We start from the raw sequence: 18,622 nt of genomic DNA on the forward strand, positions 1-18,622 counted from the left end.
CTCTTAAAGAGATGCAGTAAGAAGAATTTTCTAGCAAGGTTTGTTGCTTTTAGACCTTCCGTTTTCACGGAAGGTGACGTATGTACCGCAAACCTTTGCAAAAGCAGGAGCTAAAAACGGGAGCGATTGTAGGACAAGATGTTGTTATGGAAAAATATTCATACGTATATATTGTAACGAATCAAAAAAACGGAACGTTATACATTGGGGTAACCACAGATTTAGTCAAAAGAATTTGGGAACATAAAAATAAATTCGTTGAGAGTTTTACAAAAAAATATAACTGCACGCGCCTTGTCTATTATGAACAACACATAGATGTCCTAGAGGCAATTAAACGAGAAAAAAGATTAAAGAAATACTTGCGATCATGGAAAATTGAGTTAATTGAATCTGTTAATCCTTTATGGCGGGATTTATATGAAGATATTTGTTAATTATATACTACCGCGTCACCAAAATTGATGTTTTTATAGACTTTCCGCTTTTGCAGAAAAAGTGGCGAATGTACAGGAGCTCGTCAGCCTCTGCGAAAGCAGGGGGTCTATTGAATATATATTGCTATATGAAGCTACTACCAAGGTTATTGCTACTATAGACCTTCCGCTTTTGCGGAAGGTGACGTATGCATAGGAGCTCCTCTCCCTTTTGCGAAAGGTGACGTATGTATAGGAGCTCGTCACCCTCTGCGAAAGCAGGGGGTCTATTGAATATATATTGCTATATGAAGCTACTACCACGGTTATTGCTATTTTAGACCTTCCGCTTTTGCGGAAGGTGATGCATGTATAGAACTCATCAGCCTTTTGCGAAAGGTAGCGCATGTATAGGAGTTCGTCACCCTCTGCGAAAGCAGGGGGTCTATTGAATATATATTGCTATATGAAGCTACTACCAAGGTTATTGCTATTTTAGACCTTCCGCTTTTGCGGAAGGTGACGTATGTATCAGAAGCTCGTCACCTTTTTGCAGAGGGTGACGCATGTGTAGGAGCTCCTACGCCTTTGCGGAAGGTGATGCATGTATAGAACTCATCAGCCTTTTGCGAAAGGTAGCGCATGTATAGGAGTTCGTCACCCTCTGCGAAAGCAGGGGGTCTATTGAATATATTTTGCAAGGTGATGCTACTACCAAGGTTATTGCTATTTTAGACCTTCCGCTTTTGCGGAAGGTGACGTATGTATCAGGAGCTCGTTAGCCTTTTGCGGAAGGTGACGCATGTGTAGGAGCTCCTACGCCTTTGCGGAAGGTGATGCATGTATAGGAACCCGCCACCCTCTGCGAAAGCAGGGGGTCTATTGAATATATATTTTGCTATATGAAGCTACTACCAAGGTTATTGCTACTATAGACCTTCCGCTTTTGCGAAAGGTGACGTATGTATAGGAGCTCGTCACCCTCTGCGAAAGCAGGGGGTCTATTGAATATATATTGCTATATGAAGCTACTACAAGATTATTGCTGCTATAGACCTTCCGCTTTTGCGGAAGGTGACGTATGTATCAGGGACTCGTCAGCCTTTTGCAGAGGGTGATATAGCGAGGAGTAGTTCAATTGGTGGTTCTTTACATTAGCGAACAACAGTTGTGTTCTATTTTCTGCAAATTCTTTTCATCATTATCATCATCAAGGCTCACCTCCAAAAACTCCAAATCTTGATACATAACCAGTGATGTTTGTAATAAGCAGTTTGCTGTTTCCCATAAGCGCTCTTTGTCTTGAACTGATGCTAGGTTATTTAATAAAACGAGGCATTCCGCATGTTGCTCACTTCTAGGTGTTTGTGCAATTAAGGAGTCGGTTGGAGGATTTTTTGGTTTGGGGGCAATGGGTATTTGTACTATATAATCAATCAGCTCCGATATGGAGTTATTGTTAAGTATATTCAAAAATTTTATTATGTGATTATGTAACAATAAATTAGAGTCAGATAGGATTTCTTTAAGAAGTAAAATGATGTTTTTATTTCTGGATGTGATTGATATTTTACCTAATTCAACACGAATTTGTTGTTGAAGCGACTTAAGATTCTCAAGATTTTTTTTCCAATCAGATAATTGTGAATTCAAGCTTATTGTTCCATATTGAGCTCTGTCTGAATTAAGATGATTTGAAAAAAGTTTAATCAAGTCTTCAGTAGTGTGGGCTTTTGAAACTTCATTAATCAAGTACGGTACGATACCCCTGTTATTGACTAAGTGGTGTTTTTCTAATCCTGTTTTATAAAGCGATATAATGGAATCCTTCATGTCGCACTCATGTTGAGATTTATTCTTCTTTGGGGGGGCGATTCATGAGGTTTTGCACTACTTCTTTAGCACTAATTTTTCCAAGTAAAAGTGCATTAATTTGTTCACAGATAGGCATTTCTACTTGATGTTGCTTTGCTATGAAACAGACTTGTGATGCATTGCTCTTTCCTTCTACTACCTGCCCAATCTGTAGTTCCGCTTCAGCTATGCTTGTATTGCGACCAAGAAGTAAACCAAAACGGCGATTACGGGATTGATCATCGGTACAAGTCAATACTAAATCCCCTACGCCTGCCAGGCCAAGGAACGTATCTGGTTGCGCACCCAAAGCAAGTCCTAGACGTTCCATCTCTGCCAAGCCTCGGGTGATTAAGGCAGCTTTAGCATTTGCACCATATCCCAAGCCATCACTTATGCCACAACCAATTGCCAATACATTTTTAATTGCCCCGCAAATTTGGACACCTATAAGGTCATTGCTTAAGTAAACTCGTAAGTTACGATGATGAAGTAAATTCTGGATATTTTTTTGATATTCTGGGTTGTTAGAGGCTAAAGTTACTGCAGTAGGTAATAAACATGCTACTTCTTTAGCAAAAGAGGGTCCAGAAATAATGGCTTGAGGAAAAGAAGGGCCAAAAGTCTTGGAAACTAATTCACTTAAAAGCTGATGGCTTTGTGGATCAATTCCTTTAGTGAGCCATGCTAATCCTTGAAGTGTTTTGGGGATTTTCGCGATAATTTCAGCAAATGCATGGGATGGCACAGCAATAATCACGTATTCTGCTTCCTTGAGGCAGTAAGCAAAATCATGAGTAGGAACAAGGGATTGAGGAAAATTAATGTCGGGCAAGTAACGGTGATTTGCTCTTTTCTCTGCCATAAGAGCGACGTGCTGAGGATCTTGCCCCCACAATAGAACCCTATGCCCTATATGAGCAAGATGGATTGCAATGGCAGTACCCCAAGATCCTGCACCTAATATGGCAATTGTTTTCTGATTCATTTTTAAAGTTCTTAAACAAGTTGCAGTTATGCCTGACAAGCAAAACCAGGAATATCTTAAATTAATTTATTCATCGTAATAGATTCCCGCTTGCGCGGGAATGGCGATTTTGTAACTTTATAAGGCGTACCTATCTACTCCATACACTATCTTATTTTTAGTGCGTGGCTTCTTCTTTAGCTTGAGCTGATTTTTGTTTTTCAGCAATTTGCTGCATGTACAAAGCATCAAAATTAATAGGCGCCAGTACCAGTTGTGGGAAACTGCCACGAATAACCTGGGACGTTATTGCTTCGCGCGCGTAGGGGAATAGGATATTGGGGCAGAAGCTATTTAATAAATGATCCAATTGATTTTCTGGGGCGCCCTGGATAGTGAAAATACCTGCTTGTTTCACTTCAACTAAAAAGGCTGTGCTTTTTTGATTGGTCACTGTGGCGGTTACTGTTAATACAACTTCAAAAACATTTTCCTCTAGTTTTGTCGTGGAGGTGTTCAGGTCGAGATTTAGCTCAGGTTCCCATTGTTGTTGAAAAACCGCAGGAGTATTCGGGGTTTCAAAAGATAAATCTTTAACATAGATTCTTTGAATCATAAATTGGGTTTCATTGTTTTGTGGAATCTGGTTCGCTTGTTCGCTCATATTATTGCTATCCTCTTAGTAATTGATCGAGTTTTCCCTGGGCATCCAAGGCATATAATTCATCGCAGCCCCCAATATGTTGACCATCGATGAAAATTTGTGGCACGGTATGTCTACCACTTTTGGTAATCATTTCTTCACGTAATTCAGGGTTTAAATCAACACGAATATCAGTAAACGAAGTGTTTTTTTGTTTGAATAACTCTCTTGCTCTGGTGCAGTAAGGGCAGTAGCCGGTACTGTACATGATTATTTCAGCCATGGTCTTATTTTCCTTTCACTAAGGGTAGGTTTGCTTCTTGCCAGGCAGTGATTCCCCCGCTAAGTACTAGAGCCTGGAAACCTTGAGCTTGTATTTTTTTCGCGATATTTTGTGTATCCAGGACTCGAGTCCCTACTAAAATAATAGGTTTGTTTTTGAATTTATTCATTTTTTGTTGCTCAAAATCATCACTTTTAGCATTAATAGAATCAATAATATGACCTTGTTTGAATGCTTCTTTGTCACGAAAATCAATCACTACAGCATTTTCATTATTAATTAAATCTACAGCCGCTTGAGGTGTCAGCTCTTTTGCTTTTTTCTTTTGGGTGATTAATTCATTAATGAAGGTTAACAGCAAAATCACAATTAGGGCTAACCATAGTTGCCAGTGATTTATAATAAATTGACCTAAATGTTCCATGTTCCGCTCTTGATGTTTAATTAATGAAGCGAATTATCCCCAGAATAGAGAATGAACGCAAGTAAAGGATGAGGATCATGCACGATCTTACAGATCTTATCGATTTCTTTTCAGGAGAACATAGATTGCTCCACTGCCGCCATCTTTAGGTAGCGCGCTGTGAAACGCAATGACTTCATTTATCTGGGGTAACCAGCGATTAAGGAGATTTTTTATTACAGGAGGAGCACCTTGAATTCCTCCTTTGCCGTGAATGATTAATAAGCATCTTTTGCCGAGTTCCGCTTGTGTTTGAATGAACTGGCAAAGCATTTCCCTGGCTTTTTCACTCTTTAGCCCATGTAGGTCTAATCGGGACTCCCATGGGACTTGTCCCTTTTTTAATGCTTTGAATCGTTGTTGGGAAAGACTGGGTTGAGAATATGAAAGAATGCTTTCAGATAGAACTGTTTCAATAATCATATCCGATAAATAATATTCTTTTTTTTCTTCTTTGTAAGTGTTTTTTTTAGTTTGTGTCGGAGCTTGTGTCTTGGTGGCGACACGTTTCGTTTTTTCATGAAGTGGTTTTACTGAGCGCATGCATTCGCGAAAAAGCGCCTTGTCTTCATCCGACACAAAATTATCAGTCATTTTTTGCTAGAATTTAAAGGTTATATTTAAGTATATCTTGAAATTCAGGTATGTAGAAATCCTGGGTACCTTTAAAAATTTCCTGATATGGGGGTTGCTTTGCCAGGCTACATTTGTTACTTAACATAGGGTACAATTTGTACTTTTTCTGGATGAGAATCAACCCCTATGAGCAGTTATATACTTAAAGAAACGGAAGAATTAGTAACTATTTTAGATTTTTTACGGTTTAGTGTGTCCTGTGCGATGAGCTCTAACTTGTTTTATGGCCATGGTACGGATAATGCATGGGATGATATGCATTCTTTGATTCTTAGGAGTCTTTTATTGCCTTATGAGATTGAAGCTCACTGGTTAAATGCTCGATTGACTACAAGTGAAAAAAAACATTTATGTCAGCAATTGGAAAAACGTATTAATCAGCGTGTCCCAGTGCCTTATTTGATAAAAGAAGCCTATTTCTGTGAGTTACCTTTTTATGTGGATGAACGGGTTTTAATTCCGCGTTCGCCCATAGCTGAACTGATTAAAAATGAATTTTCTCCATGGATCGATGCGGATAAGGTTCATCGTATTTTGGATCTATGTACCGGCAGTGGATGCATCGCGATCGCTTGCTGTTATGCTTTTCCTGAGGCTCTAGTTGATGCTACGGATATTTCCAGTGAAGCACTCGCTGTTGCTGCAATAAATCGTGAACAATTAGGTGTTGAAGATCAGCTTACATTAATTGAGTCAGATTGTTTCACCAAAGTACCGCAAGTACACTATGATTTAATTGTCTGTAATCCTCCTTATGTGGGTAAAGAGGAGATGCAAACTTTACCGGATGAATTTCGTCATGAACCTGTTTTAGCATTAGAAACCGGGAATAATGGTTTGACTATTGTGGAAAGCATTTTGCAAAATGCTCATGCCTATTTAAGTGAACATGGTCTTTTGATTGTAGAGGTAGGAAATAGTGATGAGGCTTTATGTGAGGCATACCCACATGTTCCTTTCACCTGGTTGGAAATGAGCCAGGGCGGACATGGTGTGTTTTTATTAACGAAACAACAACTCGATGAGTATTTTAATGTCAGGTAATACTTTTGGAACTTTATTTACAGTCACTACATTTGGCGAAAGCCATGGCCCAGCTATTGGTTGTGTGGTAGATGGTTGCCCCCCGGGATTAGCATTGCATGCCGAGGATATTCAACCCTTTCTTGATAAACGTAAACCAGGGCAATCAAAATACACTACCCAAAGAAGGGAAGATGATAAAGTGCAAATCCTCTCTGGTGTATTTGAAGGAAAAACAACAGGTGCGCCTGTTGCTTTGTTGATTCCAAATACAGATCAACGTTCCAGAGATTATGAAGAAATCAAAAATTTATTTCGTCCAGGGCATGCCGATTTTACCTATCATCATAAATACGGCCATAGGGATTATCGAGGTGGGGGCCGATCTTCAGCACGCGAAACTGCAGCTCGAGTTGCAGCTGGTGCAATCGCCCGTTTGTACCTACGCCATCATTTAAATGTTGAAATTGTGGGTTACTTACAACAAATGGGTGATTTGGTTTTAAGCGTTGAGGATGAAACAGAGATTCATAATAATCCTTTTTTTTGCCCTAATAATTCACAAGTCCAGAATCTTGCGGATGCAGTGGAACAACTAAGAAGGCAGGGGGATTCAGTTGGGGCCCGGGTAAAAGTTATTGCCCGTAATGTACCTGTAGGGCTGGGCGATCCTGTGTTCGATAAATTGGATGCGACTTTAGCCTATGCAATGATGTCAATTAATGCGGTTAAAGGAGTTGAAGTGGGAGCTGGTTTTGCAGCTGTTAGTCAGCTTGGTTCAGTACATCGAGATGAGATGTCGCATTTTGGCTTTTTGAGTAACAATGCAGGTGGGGTTTTAGGTGGCATCTCTACTGGACAAAATATAGAAGTAAGCATCGCATTAAAACCTACATCAAGCATTACTACTCCTGGAAAAACGCTCAATATTTTTGGGGAAGAGGTTTCTGTAGTAACTAAGGGACGACATGATCCTTGTGTGGGAATTAGAGCAGTACCTATAGCCGAAGCAATGATGGCTCTGGTATTAATGGATCATTATTTGAGGCATAAGGCATTAATGGGATAACCTATGGTGGGGTGTTTGGACTTATCAAGGATACAATTAATAGAACATAGAGTGAGGTTATAATGAGTAGAGAATTAAATGTAGCCATCGTGGGAGCTACGGGCGCTGTAGGGGAAACTTTTTTAACGGTATTGGAAGAAAGAAATTTTCCTGTGAAGGCTCTTTATCCTTTGGCGAGTTCTCGCTCTGTTGGCAAAACAGTAATGTTTAAAAACAATGAATTAGATGTTTTAGATTTAGCAGAATTTGATTTTAGCCAGGCAGATATTGCTTTATTCTCAGCAGGAGGAGCTGTATCTAAAGAATATGCCCCCAAAGCTGCTGCTAGTGGTTGTGTCGTTGTTGATAACAGCTCATGTTTTCGTTATGAAGATGATATTCCTCTAGTTGTTCCAGAGGTGAATCCTCATCGCATCGCTGAATATAAAAACAGAGGTATTATTGCTAATCCCAATTGTTCGACCATTCAGATGGTTGTTGCTTTAAAACCTTTATATGATGCTGCAGGAATTTCTCGTATCAATGTTGCAACTTACCAGTCTGTTTCGGGTACTGGAAAAAAAGCCATTAGTGAACTTGTTTCACAAGTGGGGGATTTATTAAATGGTAAGCCTCCCCAGGTCAATGTTTATCCCCAGCAAATTGCTTTTAATGCTATTCCCCATATTGATCAATTTGAAGATAATGGTTATAGCCGTGAAGAAATGAAAATGGTATGGGAAACACGTAAGATTATGGAGGATGAGCATATTATGGTGAACCCTACGGCTGTTCGAGTCCCTGTTATTTACGGGCATTCAGAGGCCATCCATATAGAACTAAACAGAGCAATGACCGCAGAAGAGGCTCGTACTATTCTTTCTAAAGCGCCGGGTATTAAGGTGATAGATAATATAAGTAAAGCAAGTTATCCAACGGCAATAAAAAATGCCATAGGCCGTGATGAAGTATTTGTAGGTCGAATTCGTACGGATATTTCACATCCAAATGGACTAAATTTATGGGTTGTAGCAGATAATATTCGTAAAGGTGCCGCATCTAATGCGGTGCAAATTGCTGAAATTTTGCAAAGGGAATTTTTGTGATTGGACCCCTGGTTTTGGTTTATTCCATTTAAGATCTTGAATCGAGCTTCGATATGCTCAAATCCAGGCTTTATGAATGAATGCTATAATAAAAGTATCTATTGACGATTTTGGTCACCTTCTCCGTGATGGGGAAGGTGGGTTGTTTTTCTATCATTCATTGTGATTGATAATTAGAACACTTAAAAATCCTCCTACTTTTTATAACCTAAGTTATACTTTGATTAACGCGATTGGATATTTTGAAGTATATGCTAAATGAATATTATTTAACTGATGATATTGAAGAGCCGGTTCTTGCTCACGCAGTTTTATCTTATGTGACGCCGAGTATATCTGGTAAGCAATTTCATGAATTAAAAACAGGACAAGTTCCCTGGGATGCAAAGTTAGATCTTTCAGGTTTACAGGCAGAAGATGCCCGTAAGGCTTTGTTAAAATTTATTCAAAAACAGGTAAAAAATAAGAAACACTCATTACTCATTATTCATGGTACAGAAAGTCGCAAAAATGCTTTTCCTTTATTAAAGAATTTAATTAATCATTGGTTACCCCAGATTGCAGATGTGGCTGCTTTTCACAGTGCAAATCCTAAAGATGGCGGTATTAATGCCGTATATGTTTTGCTTAAAAAAATATATGAGTTGCCTGAACTCTCTCGTATAGAAAAAGAATCCATTTTAGTCGCGGAAACTAAGGCAATGGAAAGACAAAGACGTTTAGCAGAACAGCAGGGGGAGCGGCGGCTGGCATCGGTAAAAGCGCGTGAGCATTCTAACCAGGAAGCGCAACCTGGCCCTGAAGGCGAATTGCAAAATAGTATTTTGCAACATCCAGAGCTAAACAGTCAGCGTTTTGATGGCGTTGATTCCCCCTTAAATCCTGAACCTCCTTTAAATACTGAAGCTAGGCGAGAATTTGATAATGAGCGCCGTAACCAAGAACAAGAAAAGCAACTGCGTTTAGGGCATATGCCAAAATTTACGAATACACCTAAACCTAGAGGACCTCAATGACAATTGCAAGTGACATAATCAGTCATCAAATGCCTGATTTTGAATCTTATCTTAGGGCAGGGGAGTCGTTAGATGACATTGATGAGTATGGTTTTACGCCTTTAATCGAGTGTGCTATTACTCGTCAAATTGAAATTGCCGAGCAATTAATTATTCGTAAAGTGGATGTGAATAAAACTGATGTAACTGGACGTACCCCTTTGCATTGGGCTGTAGATAATAATGATGTGGCGTTCGCACGTCTATTATTAGAAAATGGAGCAGACCCTAATGCCTATACACGCAATGGACTTTCTGTATTGGTCTATCCGGTACTCCGTGGTCAGGATGTACTCAAACACGTGCTCTATAATTATGGGGCAAAGCTTGATTTTGCGCTGGATTTCATTAATGGCAAACTTTTGGGGCATCGGTTCGAACTACAAGGAGATGTCGATATCGTAAATTCCAGGGATGAGTTTATTGAACTGGATTATGAAGGCTTTATACTGGAATTTACTGTTTCTGCAATAAAAGATGCTTTAAGGCGTTTTATTAGTAGTTTTTCAACACGGCATTTACGGGAATTTTTCCCATTTGCTCATACCATAATTGATGCATTTACTATTGCTGAGGAGCTTTTGCAATATCAGCATTTGCCATTTTTGGACAGACAACATCTTGTACGGTTGCAAACACTCGTAAACGCATCTATGTTAATATTGCCCGCAGCAAGTCGTGGCCATGCTATGGGCTTTATCCGTTTGAGGCAGTGGTGGGCAAAAATTGACAGGGGTGAAAATAGTCTAAAAGAAGGGAGTGTCAATATTTATAAGATCACGAGACCAGAGGCTTTTGATAGTTACTTTTTGCACGATTTTTTATATAAAAAACAAGCAAGGACTTATTTTCATCAAATGATCAACCAACAATTAGGGTTAGTTCCTGTAGCAAAAATGCCCATTAGTTCACAGATTAGTGGTAATTGTTCCTGGGCTAATATCCAAGCTATAGTAGCAGTGGCTTATGCTATTCAAGAGTTGGAGAAAACGAATCAGTTTAACCCTGATCCGGCCCTCGCTTTTTATAATGAGTGGGTTGTGTGGGATAAAGAAAGGGCAATCGATGAGTGCATTCAACGCTTTCATTTGGCAGGGCCAACCCGCAAGGCAAGTCTTGCGGCAATGCTTGGAGGTGTTTTATTTCAAGCGTGTGATTATGGGAAGAAGCGCGACCTGGAAATGGCTGAAAAAATACTCAAAGTTCTAACCTTACCCGAATATGAATACATTTTGAAAAGCTACCTTGAAGAATATTGTATTAAACGGTTAACCAAAAGAGGGAATAATTTACTTAAAATCCTTGATGACTGTGGCGTAAATCCTAACATAGGTATTAATCCTATTGCTACAGGTTTATAAGCTTACTATCCTCTAGTGTTATACCCCATGATTTCATAGTGTTTTCTTGGTTATTTCATTTTTCAGCTATAATCAAAAGTAAGGTGCCATTCATGCCTAAAAGAGCTTCTTTTCTCATTGCATGAGGACGCAGATTCTGAGATAAAATTTTCAATAAGAAGGATATTTAAAGAATATTTATTTTCTCGATAAGGAGATTATCATGCTAAAGTGGGCCCTTATATTCTTAGTTATTGCTCTAGTAGCAGGCCTGTTTGGTTTTCGAGGTATTGCATCCACAGCCACTAATATTGCGAAAGTACTCTTCTTTTTATTTATCGTTATTTTTTTAACGTTTTTAATTTTGGGCCTATTTGGATCTGCAACACTAACTGCAGTACCTTAGCTGAAATATTGATTTGACCTATAATTGGGTCGAATATATCTGTTTCCCTTTCCCTAGTTTAACGAAATAATCCTTTCGTTGAAAGGATTATTTCGTTAAGATGGATACTGGATCTAAATCAATTCTTTATCCCAAACTCACATAATTTTATGAAAGTGAGGCCATATCAATAACAAATCGATAGCGAACATCACTTTTCAAAACGCGTTCATAAGCTTCATTAACTTGGTGCATAGGAATTAATTCAATTTCAGAGACTATGTGATGTTTGCCGCAAAAATCAAGCATTTCTTGAGTTTCTTTGATACCACCAATCAACGAGCCTGCCAAATTTCTGCGGCGCTCTATCAAAGAAAATGAATTAATCAGGGCTGGTTCTTCTGGAATACCAACAACCACCATAGTTCCATCACGTTTCAGCAGTTTGAGATACTCATTCCAATCTATTTTTGCAGAGACAGTACAGATGATGAGATCAAAATAATTAGTTAGTTGTTCAAAAGTTTTTGGATTAGAAGTTGCAAAAAAATGATCTGCTCCCATGCGTATGCCATCAGCTTCTTTGTTCAGTGAATGGCTAAGGACGCTCACTTCAGCTCCCATTGCATGGGCGAGCTTTACTCCCATATGTCCAAGGCCGCCTAAGCCTAAAATCCCCACCCGTTTTCCAGGACCTGTTTGCCAATGTTTTAGTGGTGAATAGAGAGTAATTCCTGCGCACAGCAGGGGGGCTGCTGCATCTAAGGGTAAGTTGGATGGAATTTTTAATACATAATTCTCATCTACAACTATTTTAGTGGAGTAACCACCTTTGGTCGTATTCTTTCCATTGGGTTCTGTAGAGTTATAAGTTAAAGTCATGCCTTTATCACAAAACTGTTCAAATCCTTCATGACAATTGTCACACTGACGACACGAGTCAACAAAGCAACCAACACCTACTCGATCACCTATTTTAAATTGAGTAACCGCAGACCCTGTTTGGCTTACAAGGCCAATAATTTCATGGCCAGGAACCATTGGAAAGATACTTCCACCCCATTCGCCTCTTACAAGATGAATATCAGAGTGACAAATACCACAATAATGGATATCAATTAAAACATCATGTTCGCCTACTTCACGACGATTAAAAGAATAAGGAGTAAGGGGGGCTTTTGCACTTTGGGCGGCATAGCCTTTGACAGGTATCATTTCAAACTCTCCATGTTGGTGTATAAGATAAATGAATATTATTACATAAAATGCACCGTATTGGGCTCCTCAGTAGAACGTAATTCAACTGAGGGCACAAACTTATTTCTATTCTTTTATCGCAGGTTCCCTTTTTTTATTGCTTTCATTCCGAGCAGAGGGCGCTTTATTTGATTGTTGTGGCTGGTTTGATTTTTTACGATGCATGCCAGAACTTGATGAGCCACTATTTGTGTTTGCTCGTTGTTGTGATCCAATCGATCGACGTCTACGGTTGGTCGATTTTTTGTCACCAGAAGAGCTCTTGGAAGACTTGGCATGAGTGTGGCCGCGGTTTTGTGCCCTTGGAGATTGACTTTGAGTCGCTGAAACCGTTGACTCAGTGTGTCCACCAAATAAGCTGGTCCATAATCGTTTGATGAAGCTTGTTTGTGAACTTTTCACTGGTTGATGTTCAACAAATGATTTGACCGCGGGTTCATCATGTGAAGAAATATCAGTTTCACTGCTCGAAACCTGTAATTCAGGTTGTTGAATTAAGCTATAACTTGGTTTTTTAGATTTGCCTACGTTATCTTCTTTCAAACGAGTAATTGAATATTGAGGTAAGTGCATATACGGATTTGCAATGATCATTACCGACACACCATGTCTTTTTTCGATATCTCTAATGTAATTGCGTTTTTCATTCATAATGAAAGTAGCCATCTCAGGAGGAAGCTGTACCTGAATTTCGGCAGTTTTTTCTTTTAATGCTTCTTCTTCGATAAGTCGTGTAATGGATAATCCATGCGATTGGATATTACGAACGGTACCACGTCCTTCGCAGCGAGGACAAACCTCCTGGGCACTTTCACCAAGAGATAGCCTCAGACGTTGCCGAGACATTTCTAAAAGCCCAAAACGAGAGATCCGACCAACTTGAATACGCGCGCGGTCGGCTTGCAAAGCTTCTTTTAAGCGATTTTCAACTTCGCGTTGATTTTTACTGGAGCTCATATCAATAAAATCAATCACTACTAAACCGCCTAAATCGCGTAGACGTAATTGACGTGCAATTTCGTCTGCTGCCTCTATATTGGTATTTAAAGCGGTTGCTTCAATATCGGCGCCGCCTGTTGCTTTGGCCGAATTTACATCAATTGAAACCAGTGCCTCAGTTCTATCAATGACCAATGCACCTCCAGAGGGTAACATAACCTGTCGCTGGTATGCAGTTTCTATTTGGCTTTCGATTTGATAGAAATTAAATAAAGGAATGCTGCTGTTGTAGAGTTTTAGGTTGGGTAAAAACTCAGGTTTAACGCGTTCAATGTATTGTTTTGCTTTAATATAAGAAATCTGATCATCAATGATGATTTCACTAATTGATTTGCGTAGATTATCACGAATTGAACGGATAATTACGTCACCTTCCTGGTGGATCAAGCAAGGAGCCAGCTCTGTATTATAAGCTTGTTTAATGGATTGCCATTGATTACAAAGCATGTCCAAATCATCTTGTAATTCTTCCTGACTTTTGCCAACACCAGCGGTTCGAATGATAAGCCCCATGTCTTCAGGGAGAACGAGCGCGTTAAGTGTTTCCCGAAGCTCATCTCGCTCTTCACCTTCTATACGACGCGAAATGCCGCCTGAACGCGGGTTATTGGGCATGAGAACCAAATAGCAACCTGCTAAAGTAATAAAGGTTGTAAGCGCTGCGCCTTTGCTGCCCCGCTCTTCTTTATCAACTTGAACTAATAATTCCTGGCCTTCGCGGATTAACGAAGTGATTGGTGGTTTTTCATCGCCAAACTCATCGGGACTTTTACTTAAATATTCAGGTGCAATTTCTTTTAGTGGCAGAAATCCTTGACGCTTGGCGCCATATTCTACAAAAATGGCATCGAGGCTAGGCTCTCTCCGGGTAACCGTCGCCTTATATATATTACCCTTTTTTTTCACTTCACCGGGACATTCAATATCCAGATCAAATAAATATTTATCTTTAACAAGTGCAACACGAACTTCTTCAGTTTGCATTGCATTAATTAACATTTTTTCCATCTATTACCCCATATTTAGGGCGCTGTCATTTAAGATGAGATAGGGACTATTTTTAAATCTGCTATTTTGAACAAAATGTCTTGATTTTCTTTGCTACGATGCTTGCATATTTCGTGTATGCTGCACTTAACTGCTCGAAAACCATAATATTTTGTCCCAAATTAGCAAATAGTAAATAGGCCTGCTTATAAGGCTCAAAATTCCTTAGAGGTTCAATGTGATGGCTGACATTCCTATTTTTTTGGGTGGTTGCTAAATTTTCGATGCTTCGTTGCTGCATGAAGAGGCATGCTTTATTGCAATTGCTTGAAAATTTAGCCATTTCACCATAAGCCGTTAATAGGTCAGTGTCACCTGGGATTGAACAATAAGTGAAGTGATCTTTAGGCGAGCCCATAGCCTTGTGGACAGACCTCATGCATGTTCCCTGTATATTAGACTTTCGAGACGCTAAGGTAAAAGCAAATTGCTTGGTCAACACCATACCCAAGTCCCCGTGTTTTGTCGTGGACGATTTGATTGGGTATTTCGTATTTTCTTGCACTTCCTTCTTTGCTGAGTATTTCGAAAAAGTTCTAATGAAAGGTGCATACTGTGAGATATACTGGTTACGAGCTAAGTGGGTTGAAAAAGTAAGCCAACGGCGTGTGATAGCCCGGAAATAATTCGTAATCGGTATAAAGCATGTCTGGCATGCATAGGTTTCTGTCAAAAATGTGATCAATTTAGCCCTGGCACTGGGTCGCTTCCTTATATCTTTAAGCTTAAATGGAAGCGCTATTTTTCTTGTAACTACGTTTAAAATATATGTAGGTTGGCTGAATGGCCCAATTTCTACAATTGTCTATATATACTTTAAAAGTAAATAGTCACGCTTTTTTTCTATTTATGCGTTATAATTCGGTAGCATGAAAATTTTCCATGCTATTGGCGATCATATCAAAAAAATCGCACACAGCAAACAGGTTTATTGACAATGAGTGAAGTAAGTTATAAAGAAATTAGTAATGAAGAAGAAGGACAACGTCTGGATAATTACTTAATTCGTGTTTTGAAAGGTGTTCCCAAAAGCCATATTTATAGAATTATACGTGCAGGCGAAGTTCGGGTTAATAAAAAAAGAGCGCAAATTAATTCAAGGTTGCATGCTGGTGATAGTGTACGAATTCCTCCAGTTCGTGTGTCAGAACCAAAAGAAGTTTTTGTGGGTAATAATTTAGCAAAGCGATTACAAGAATCTATTATTTTTGAAGACAGCAGTCTGCTGGTAATTAATAAGCCAGCAGGTATTGCCGTTCATGGAGGAAGTGGTTTAAGCCTTGGGGTGATTGAAGCTTTGCGAAAAACACGATCTGACTTGGCTTACCTCGAATTAATACATCGTTTAGATAAAGAAACCTCCGGGTGCCTTTTACTCGCAAAAAAAAGAAGTGTTTTAAGGGCAATACATGCTTTGCTTGAAGCTCGAGAAGTGCAGAAAACCTATTGGGCATTATTGACTCATCGCTGGGAAGGAAAAAAACGAGTAATTGTTCAGGCTGCACTTGAAAAAAACATTTTAAAATCAGGGGAACGCATCGTTAAGGTCAAAGAAGAAGGCAAGGCCTCGGAAACGGCATTCAAGCTTCTTGAAAATTATGAGCAGGCCTGTTGGGTTGAAGCGAGTCCCAAAACGGGTCGTACTCATCAAATCCGTGTGCATAGTGCTCATTTAGGACATGTTATTGTCGGAGATAAAAAATATGGAGCACTTGCAGGACAAGTAGAAGGGATAGATAATCAGCAAAATCGTCTTTTTTTACATGCACGATCCATTCAATTTGAATTGAACGGTAAAAAGCATTTGTTTCAAGCCGATGCAGATGAACAATTTTCTACTACACTAAAACAATTGCGTGCGAGGAGCGTAGTGTTCGATGAGCAATCCATATGAGTTGGTAGTATTTGACTGGGAAGGTACTATTGCAGATACTTTAGGAGTAGTCTTACATGTAGTTTCTACCGAAGCAAATTTGCTGGGGTTTGGTGATTTTGATACTTTTGAGGCGAGAAATTATGTAGATTTGGGTTTAGTACAAGCATTGAAGAAAGCATACCCTCACTTATCCTCAGTACAGCACCAACAATTATTGCATGCGGTGCAGCAAGCCATGTATTCTCGTCCATTAGATGTGTTCTTGATGCCAGGTGTTCATGAGCTCATTTCTCAATTACATGAAGCTCAGATAAAGTTAGCTATTGCGACGAATAAAGGGCATCAGTCTTTATTGCGATCCTTGCAAGCCACAGGACTTGATAAGATGTTTAAAGTAACTCGTTCTGCAGGGCGGGTGCCGGCAAAACCTTGCCCGCAGATGTTGGAAGAAATTATAGAAGAAACAGGCATTAGCCCTGATAAAACGTTAATGATAGGTGATTCACCTACGGATATGGAAATGGCACGAAATCTTAATGTAGCGGCAATAGGAGTAGATATTTACCATCAGCAAGAAGCCGTACTTAAAGCAGCAGGAGCCTTAGTCGTATTTGATGATTATAAGCAGGTTGCTGATTTTTTAAATTTAGCGAGAGATAATTGAGTCTTAGTACCTATAGTTATTTGGGGGCTACTCATTGGATGGAGTGTGCTCTATTTAGTCATATGTAAAAGGGAGTATCAAGCGTTGAGTACATTAACCAGTTTACCCAATTTATTAACTTTGCTGCGCATTGTTCTGATCCCAGTATTAGTGATTGTTTTTTATTTGCCATTTAAATTTGCCTATACTTTGGCCGCAAGTATTTTTGCTTTAGCAAGCTTTACTGATTGGTTGGATGGTTATTTAGCAAGGAGGCTGCACATGATGTCTCCTTTTGGTGCTTTTCTTGATCCTGTTGCAGATAAGTTATTGGTTTCTACCAGTTTGTTGCTATTAGTCGGTGCTAACAGTATCCATTACATCACGATTCCTGCAATCGTTATTGTTGGACGCGAAATTGTGATTTCAGCATTACGTGAGTGGATGGCTGAGATAGGCCGCAGGGCAAGTGTCACGGTAGGCTATGTAGGTAAAATAAAAACTTTTTTACAGATGGTCGCTTTATTTTTATTACTGGCATTTAATTCATTAGATTCTTGGGGGGGGATTTTCGGCTTTGTGCTGCTTTATGTGGCTGCAATTTTAACTATTTGGTCTATGATTATCTACTTAGCGATTGCTTGGCCAGAATTAATGAAAAAAAATTAATTTTATTATTGACAGAGAATTAATTTTAGGTAGAATCACACCCCGTAGAGACGCGGGAATAGCTCAGTTGGTAGAGCACAACCTTGCCAAGGTTGGGGTCGCGAGTTCGAGTCTCGTTTCCCGCTCCAGATTAAGCGACGACCATGTCGCTTTTTTTTTAGAGCGTGTCGATTTAGAAGTATCAAAATGAGGCTGTGTGGCAGAGTGGTCATGCAGCGGCCTGCAAAGCCGTGTACGCCGGTTCGATTCCGGCCTCAGCCTCCATAAAATGATTGCCCAGGTGGCGAAACAGGTAGACGCAAGGGACTTAAAATCCCTCGGTGGTAACACCATGCCGGTTCGATTCCGGCCCTGGGCACCAATCAATACTTATTCTGTAGCAAATAAAATTAAAGCAAGAATTGCAAAAATCATTCCTAATCCATGTTTTAAGCTGAGTCCTTGTTTGAGAAATATAACCGACAATAATAAAGTAATCATGGGATACATAGATGTGACTAACACTACGGGCATTGTAGGTCCATTACGTAAGGCCATAATAAAGAAAATACAGGCGATGCCGCTCGCTAAACCATTCAATAAACCATAGGTGCCCCCTTTAGGACAAATATCCAGTTTAAAGTCAAGTAATATCAAAGCTATAATACCAGAAATAAGCACTCCTATACTGGAATAAAAGGTAATTGAAAGAGGGTTAATAAAACTTGATGCTCTGGTGCCCCAGTATCCCCAGGCACCATAAAGGCATAAGGCAATTATAGATGGATAATACCAAGAGCTAGGATTCATACAGATACGTTACCTTATAAGTATTTTTAGATTCTTGGCATAGAATAACTGGTCGTTAATTAAAATAATACTACTAAGTGTTCTCTTTTTAATTAATCCTTGGCTTGAATAGTGGCAATATAT

The 18,622-nt window shown here is 39.4% G+C and carries 20 protein-coding genes and 3 tRNA genes; 13 read left to right on the forward strand and 10 right to left on the reverse strand.

Annotated features, from left to right (window positions below; genetic code table 11):
- The first annotated feature begins 146 nt into the window (after window positions 1-146).
- A complete protein-coding gene (locus EKG34_RS06480; protein ID WP_012978824.1) occupies window positions 147-437 on the forward strand; it encodes a GIY-YIG nuclease family protein in 291 nt (96 codons plus the stop codon).
- A gap of 1,128 nt (window positions 438-1,565) precedes the next feature.
- Here the strand turns inward: EKG34_RS06480 and EKG34_RS06485 are convergent.
- From EKG34_RS06485 to EKG34_RS06510, 6 genes are all read right to left on the reverse strand, one after another.
- Window positions 1,566-2,249 carry a hypothetical protein gene (locus EKG34_RS06485; RefSeq protein ID WP_003632953.1) on the reverse strand — a complete coding sequence of 228 codons (684 nt, stop codon included), beginning with the start codon at window positions 2,247-2,249 and terminating at the stop codon, window positions 1,566-1,568.
- A 19-nt stretch (window positions 2,250-2,268) separates the two neighbouring features.
- On the reverse strand, window positions 2,269-3,258 hold the full coding sequence (locus EKG34_RS06490) for an NAD(P)H-dependent glycerol-3-phosphate dehydrogenase (protein ID WP_012978825.1): 990 nt from the start codon (window positions 3,256-3,258) through the stop codon (window positions 2,269-2,271).
- Between the two features lie 157 nt (window positions 3,259-3,415).
- Window positions 3,416-3,901 carry a protein-export chaperone SecB gene (secB, locus tag EKG34_RS06495; RefSeq protein ID WP_003632951.1) on the reverse strand — a complete coding sequence of 162 codons (486 nt, stop codon included), beginning with the start codon at window positions 3,899-3,901 and terminating at the stop codon, window positions 3,416-3,418.
- Between the two features lie 7 nt (window positions 3,902-3,908).
- Entirely contained in the window at window positions 3,909-4,163 is a 255-nt protein-coding gene (gene grxC, locus EKG34_RS06500) for a glutaredoxin 3 (protein ID WP_003632949.1), read from the reverse strand.
- Window positions 4,164-4,167: 4 nt separating this feature from the next.
- The gene (locus EKG34_RS06505) at window positions 4,168-4,587 is read right to left on the reverse strand and encodes a rhodanese-like domain-containing protein (protein ID WP_003632948.1); all 420 of its coding nucleotides are present in this window, start codon (window positions 4,585-4,587) and stop codon (window positions 4,168-4,170) included.
- Window positions 4,588-4,683: 96 nt separating this feature from the next.
- Window positions 4,684-5,220 (reverse strand): Smr/MutS family protein, encoded by a 537-nt coding sequence (locus tag EKG34_RS06510; RefSeq protein WP_003632947.1) that lies wholly within the window; start codon window positions 5,218-5,220, stop codon window positions 4,684-4,686.
- Window positions 5,221-5,388: 168 nt separating this feature from the next.
- Here EKG34_RS06510 and prmB point away from each other — a divergent pair, with 168 nt between their 5' ends.
- The 6 genes from prmB to EKG34_RS06540 all read left to right on the forward strand — a co-directional run bounded on the left by prmB (window position 5,389) and on the right by EKG34_RS06540 (window position 11,240).
- Complete coding sequence (gene prmB, locus EKG34_RS06515) at window positions 5,389-6,306, forward strand: 50S ribosomal protein L3 N(5)-glutamine methyltransferase (protein WP_003632945.1); 918 nt, start codon at window positions 5,389-5,391, stop codon at window positions 6,304-6,306.
- Window positions 6,296-7,354, forward strand: a complete 1,059-nt coding sequence (gene aroC, locus EKG34_RS06520) for a chorismate synthase (RefSeq protein WP_012978826.1) — start codon at window positions 6,296-6,298, stop codon at window positions 7,352-7,354. Before prmB ends, aroC begins: the two co-directional genes overlap by 11 nt.
- A 62-nt stretch (window positions 7,355-7,416) precedes the next feature.
- Window positions 7,417-8,439: an aspartate-semialdehyde dehydrogenase gene (locus EKG34_RS06525; RefSeq protein ID WP_003632942.1), complete on the forward strand. Its 1,023-nt coding sequence runs from the start codon at window positions 7,417-7,419 to the stop codon at window positions 8,437-8,439.
- A 251-nt stretch (window positions 8,440-8,690) separates the two neighbouring features.
- Window positions 8,691-9,455: a Smr/MutS family protein gene (locus EKG34_RS06530; protein ID WP_003632939.1), complete on the forward strand. Its 765-nt coding sequence runs from the start codon at window positions 8,691-8,693 to the stop codon at window positions 9,453-9,455.
- Window positions 9,452-10,855: a Dot/Icm T4SS effector AnkH/LegA3 gene (gene ankH, locus EKG34_RS06535; protein ID WP_003632937.1), complete on the forward strand. Its 1,404-nt coding sequence runs from the start codon at window positions 9,452-9,454 to the stop codon at window positions 10,853-10,855. Before EKG34_RS06530 ends, ankH begins: the two co-directional genes overlap by 4 nt.
- A gap of 202 nt (window positions 10,856-11,057) precedes the next feature.
- A complete protein-coding gene (locus EKG34_RS06540) occupies window positions 11,058-11,240 on the forward strand; it encodes a DUF1328 domain-containing protein (RefSeq protein ID WP_003632936.1) in 183 nt (60 codons plus the stop codon).
- A gap of 147 nt (window positions 11,241-11,387) precedes the next feature.
- Here EKG34_RS06540 and EKG34_RS06545 read toward each other — a convergent pair whose 3' ends face one another.
- From EKG34_RS06545 to EKG34_RS18560, 3 genes are all read right to left on the reverse strand, one after another.
- On the reverse strand, window positions 11,388-12,434 hold the full coding sequence (locus tag EKG34_RS06545) for an NAD(P)-dependent alcohol dehydrogenase (RefSeq protein WP_003632934.1): 1,047 nt from the start codon (window positions 12,432-12,434) through the stop codon (window positions 11,388-11,390).
- Window positions 12,435-12,542: 108 nt separating this feature from the next.
- Window positions 12,543-14,483, reverse strand: a complete 1,941-nt coding sequence (locus EKG34_RS06550) for an Rne/Rng family ribonuclease (protein WP_003632932.1) — start codon at window positions 14,481-14,483, stop codon at window positions 12,543-12,545.
- A gap of 61 nt (window positions 14,484-14,544) precedes the next feature.
- Window positions 14,545-14,901 (reverse strand): hypothetical protein, encoded by a 357-nt coding sequence (locus EKG34_RS18560; RefSeq protein WP_223800099.1) that lies wholly within the window; start codon window positions 14,899-14,901, stop codon window positions 14,545-14,547.
- Between the two features lie 558 nt (window positions 14,902-15,459).
- Between EKG34_RS18560 and EKG34_RS06560 the strand changes: the two genes are divergently transcribed.
- The 6 genes from EKG34_RS06560 (at window position 15,460) to EKG34_RS06585 (ending at window position 18,071) form a co-directional block, all read left to right on the forward strand.
- Window positions 15,460-16,416, forward strand: coding sequence for an RluA family pseudouridine synthase (locus EKG34_RS06560; protein ID WP_003632928.1), 957 nt, complete (start codon window positions 15,460-15,462; stop codon window positions 16,414-16,416).
- The gene (locus EKG34_RS06565; RefSeq protein WP_003632927.1) at window positions 16,400-17,062 is read left to right on the forward strand and encodes an HAD family hydrolase; all 663 of its coding nucleotides are present in this window, start codon (window positions 16,400-16,402) and stop codon (window positions 17,060-17,062) included. The genes EKG34_RS06560 and EKG34_RS06565 overlap by 17 nt, the downstream gene beginning before the upstream one ends.
- A gap of 84 nt (window positions 17,063-17,146) precedes the next feature.
- The gene (pgsA, locus tag EKG34_RS06570) at window positions 17,147-17,710 is read left to right on the forward strand and encodes a CDP-diacylglycerol--glycerol-3-phosphate 3-phosphatidyltransferase (RefSeq protein ID WP_003632926.1); all 564 of its coding nucleotides are present in this window, start codon (window positions 17,147-17,149) and stop codon (window positions 17,708-17,710) included.
- A gap of 52 nt (window positions 17,711-17,762) precedes the next feature.
- Window positions 17,763-17,838: transfer RNA gene (locus EKG34_RS06575), tRNA-Gly, on the forward strand.
- Window positions 17,839-17,900: 62 nt separating this feature from the next.
- Window positions 17,901-17,974 (forward strand) — tRNA-Cys (locus EKG34_RS06580).
- A 10-nt stretch (window positions 17,975-17,984) separates the two neighbouring features.
- A tRNA-Leu gene (locus tag EKG34_RS06585) sits at window positions 17,985-18,071 on the forward strand.
- 8 nt (window positions 18,072-18,079) lie between these two features.
- Here the strand turns inward: EKG34_RS06585 and EKG34_RS06590 are convergent.
- Window positions 18,080-18,499, reverse strand: coding sequence for an EamA family transporter (locus EKG34_RS06590; RefSeq protein ID WP_003632925.1), 420 nt, complete (start codon window positions 18,497-18,499; stop codon window positions 18,080-18,082).
- Between the last annotated feature and the right edge of the window lie 123 nt (window positions 18,500-18,622).

Source organism: Legionella longbeachae (assembly GCF_004283175.1).
Lineage (GTDB): Bacteria > Pseudomonadota > Gammaproteobacteria > Legionellales > Legionellaceae > Legionella > Legionella longbeachae.

Excerpts from the sequence above, each read along its gene's own strand:
- EKG34_RS06525 (WP_003632942.1), top strand. The coding sequence starts at position 7,417 with ATGAGTAGAGAATTAAATGTAGCCATCGTGGGAGCTACGGGCGCTGTA.
- prmB (WP_003632945.1), top strand. The coding sequence starts at position 5,389 with ATGAGCAGTTATATACTTAAAGAAACGGAAGAATTAGTAACTATTTTA.
- EKG34_RS06490 (WP_012978825.1), bottom strand. The coding sequence starts at position 3,258 with ATGAATCAGAAAACAATTGCCATATTAGGTGCAGGATCTTGGGGTACT.
- EKG34_RS06480 (WP_012978824.1), top strand. The coding sequence starts at position 147 with ATGGAAAAATATTCATACGTATATATTGTAACGAATCAAAAAAACGGA.
- EKG34_RS06560 (WP_003632928.1), top strand. The coding sequence starts at position 15,460 with ATGAGTGAAGTAAGTTATAAAGAAATTAGTAATGAAGAAGAAGGACAA.
- EKG34_RS06540 (WP_003632936.1), top strand. The coding sequence starts at position 11,058 with ATGCTAAAGTGGGCCCTTATATTCTTAGTTATTGCTCTAGTAGCAGGC.
- EKG34_RS06550 (WP_003632932.1), bottom strand. The coding sequence starts at position 14,483 with ATGGAAAAAATGTTAATTAATGCAATGCAAACTGAAGAAGTTCGTGTT.
- aroC (WP_012978826.1), top strand. The coding sequence starts at position 6,296 with ATGTCAGGTAATACTTTTGGAACTTTATTTACAGTCACTACATTTGGC.
- EKG34_RS06530 (WP_003632939.1), top strand. The coding sequence starts at position 8,691 with ATGCTAAATGAATATTATTTAACTGATGATATTGAAGAGCCGGTTCTT.
- EKG34_RS06545 (WP_003632934.1), bottom strand. The coding sequence starts at position 12,434 with ATGATACCTGTCAAAGGCTATGCCGCCCAAAGTGCAAAAGCCCCCCTT.
- EKG34_RS06510 (WP_003632947.1), bottom strand. The coding sequence starts at position 5,220 with ATGACTGATAATTTTGTGTCGGATGAAGACAAGGCGCTTTTTCGCGAA.
- EKG34_RS18560 (WP_223800099.1), bottom strand. The coding sequence starts at position 14,901 with ATGAGGTCTGTCCACAAGGCTATGGGCTCGCCTAAAGATCACTTCACT.
- EKG34_RS06485 (WP_003632953.1), bottom strand. The coding sequence starts at position 2,249 with ATGAAGGATTCCATTATATCGCTTTATAAAACAGGATTAGAAAAACAC.
- ankH (WP_003632937.1), top strand. The coding sequence starts at position 9,452 with ATGACAATTGCAAGTGACATAATCAGTCATCAAATGCCTGATTTTGAA.
- EKG34_RS06505 (WP_003632948.1), bottom strand. The coding sequence starts at position 4,587 with ATGGAACATTTAGGTCAATTTATTATAAATCACTGGCAACTATGGTTA.
- EKG34_RS06565 (WP_003632927.1), top strand. The coding sequence starts at position 16,400 with ATGAGCAATCCATATGAGTTGGTAGTATTTGACTGGGAAGGTACTATT.
- grxC (WP_003632949.1), bottom strand. The coding sequence starts at position 4,163 with ATGGCTGAAATAATCATGTACAGTACCGGCTACTGCCCTTACTGCACC.
- EKG34_RS06590 (WP_003632925.1), bottom strand. The coding sequence starts at position 18,499 with ATGAATCCTAGCTCTTGGTATTATCCATCTATAATTGCCTTATGCCTT.
- secB (WP_003632951.1), bottom strand. The coding sequence starts at position 3,901 with ATGAGCGAACAAGCGAACCAGATTCCACAAAACAATGAAACCCAATTT.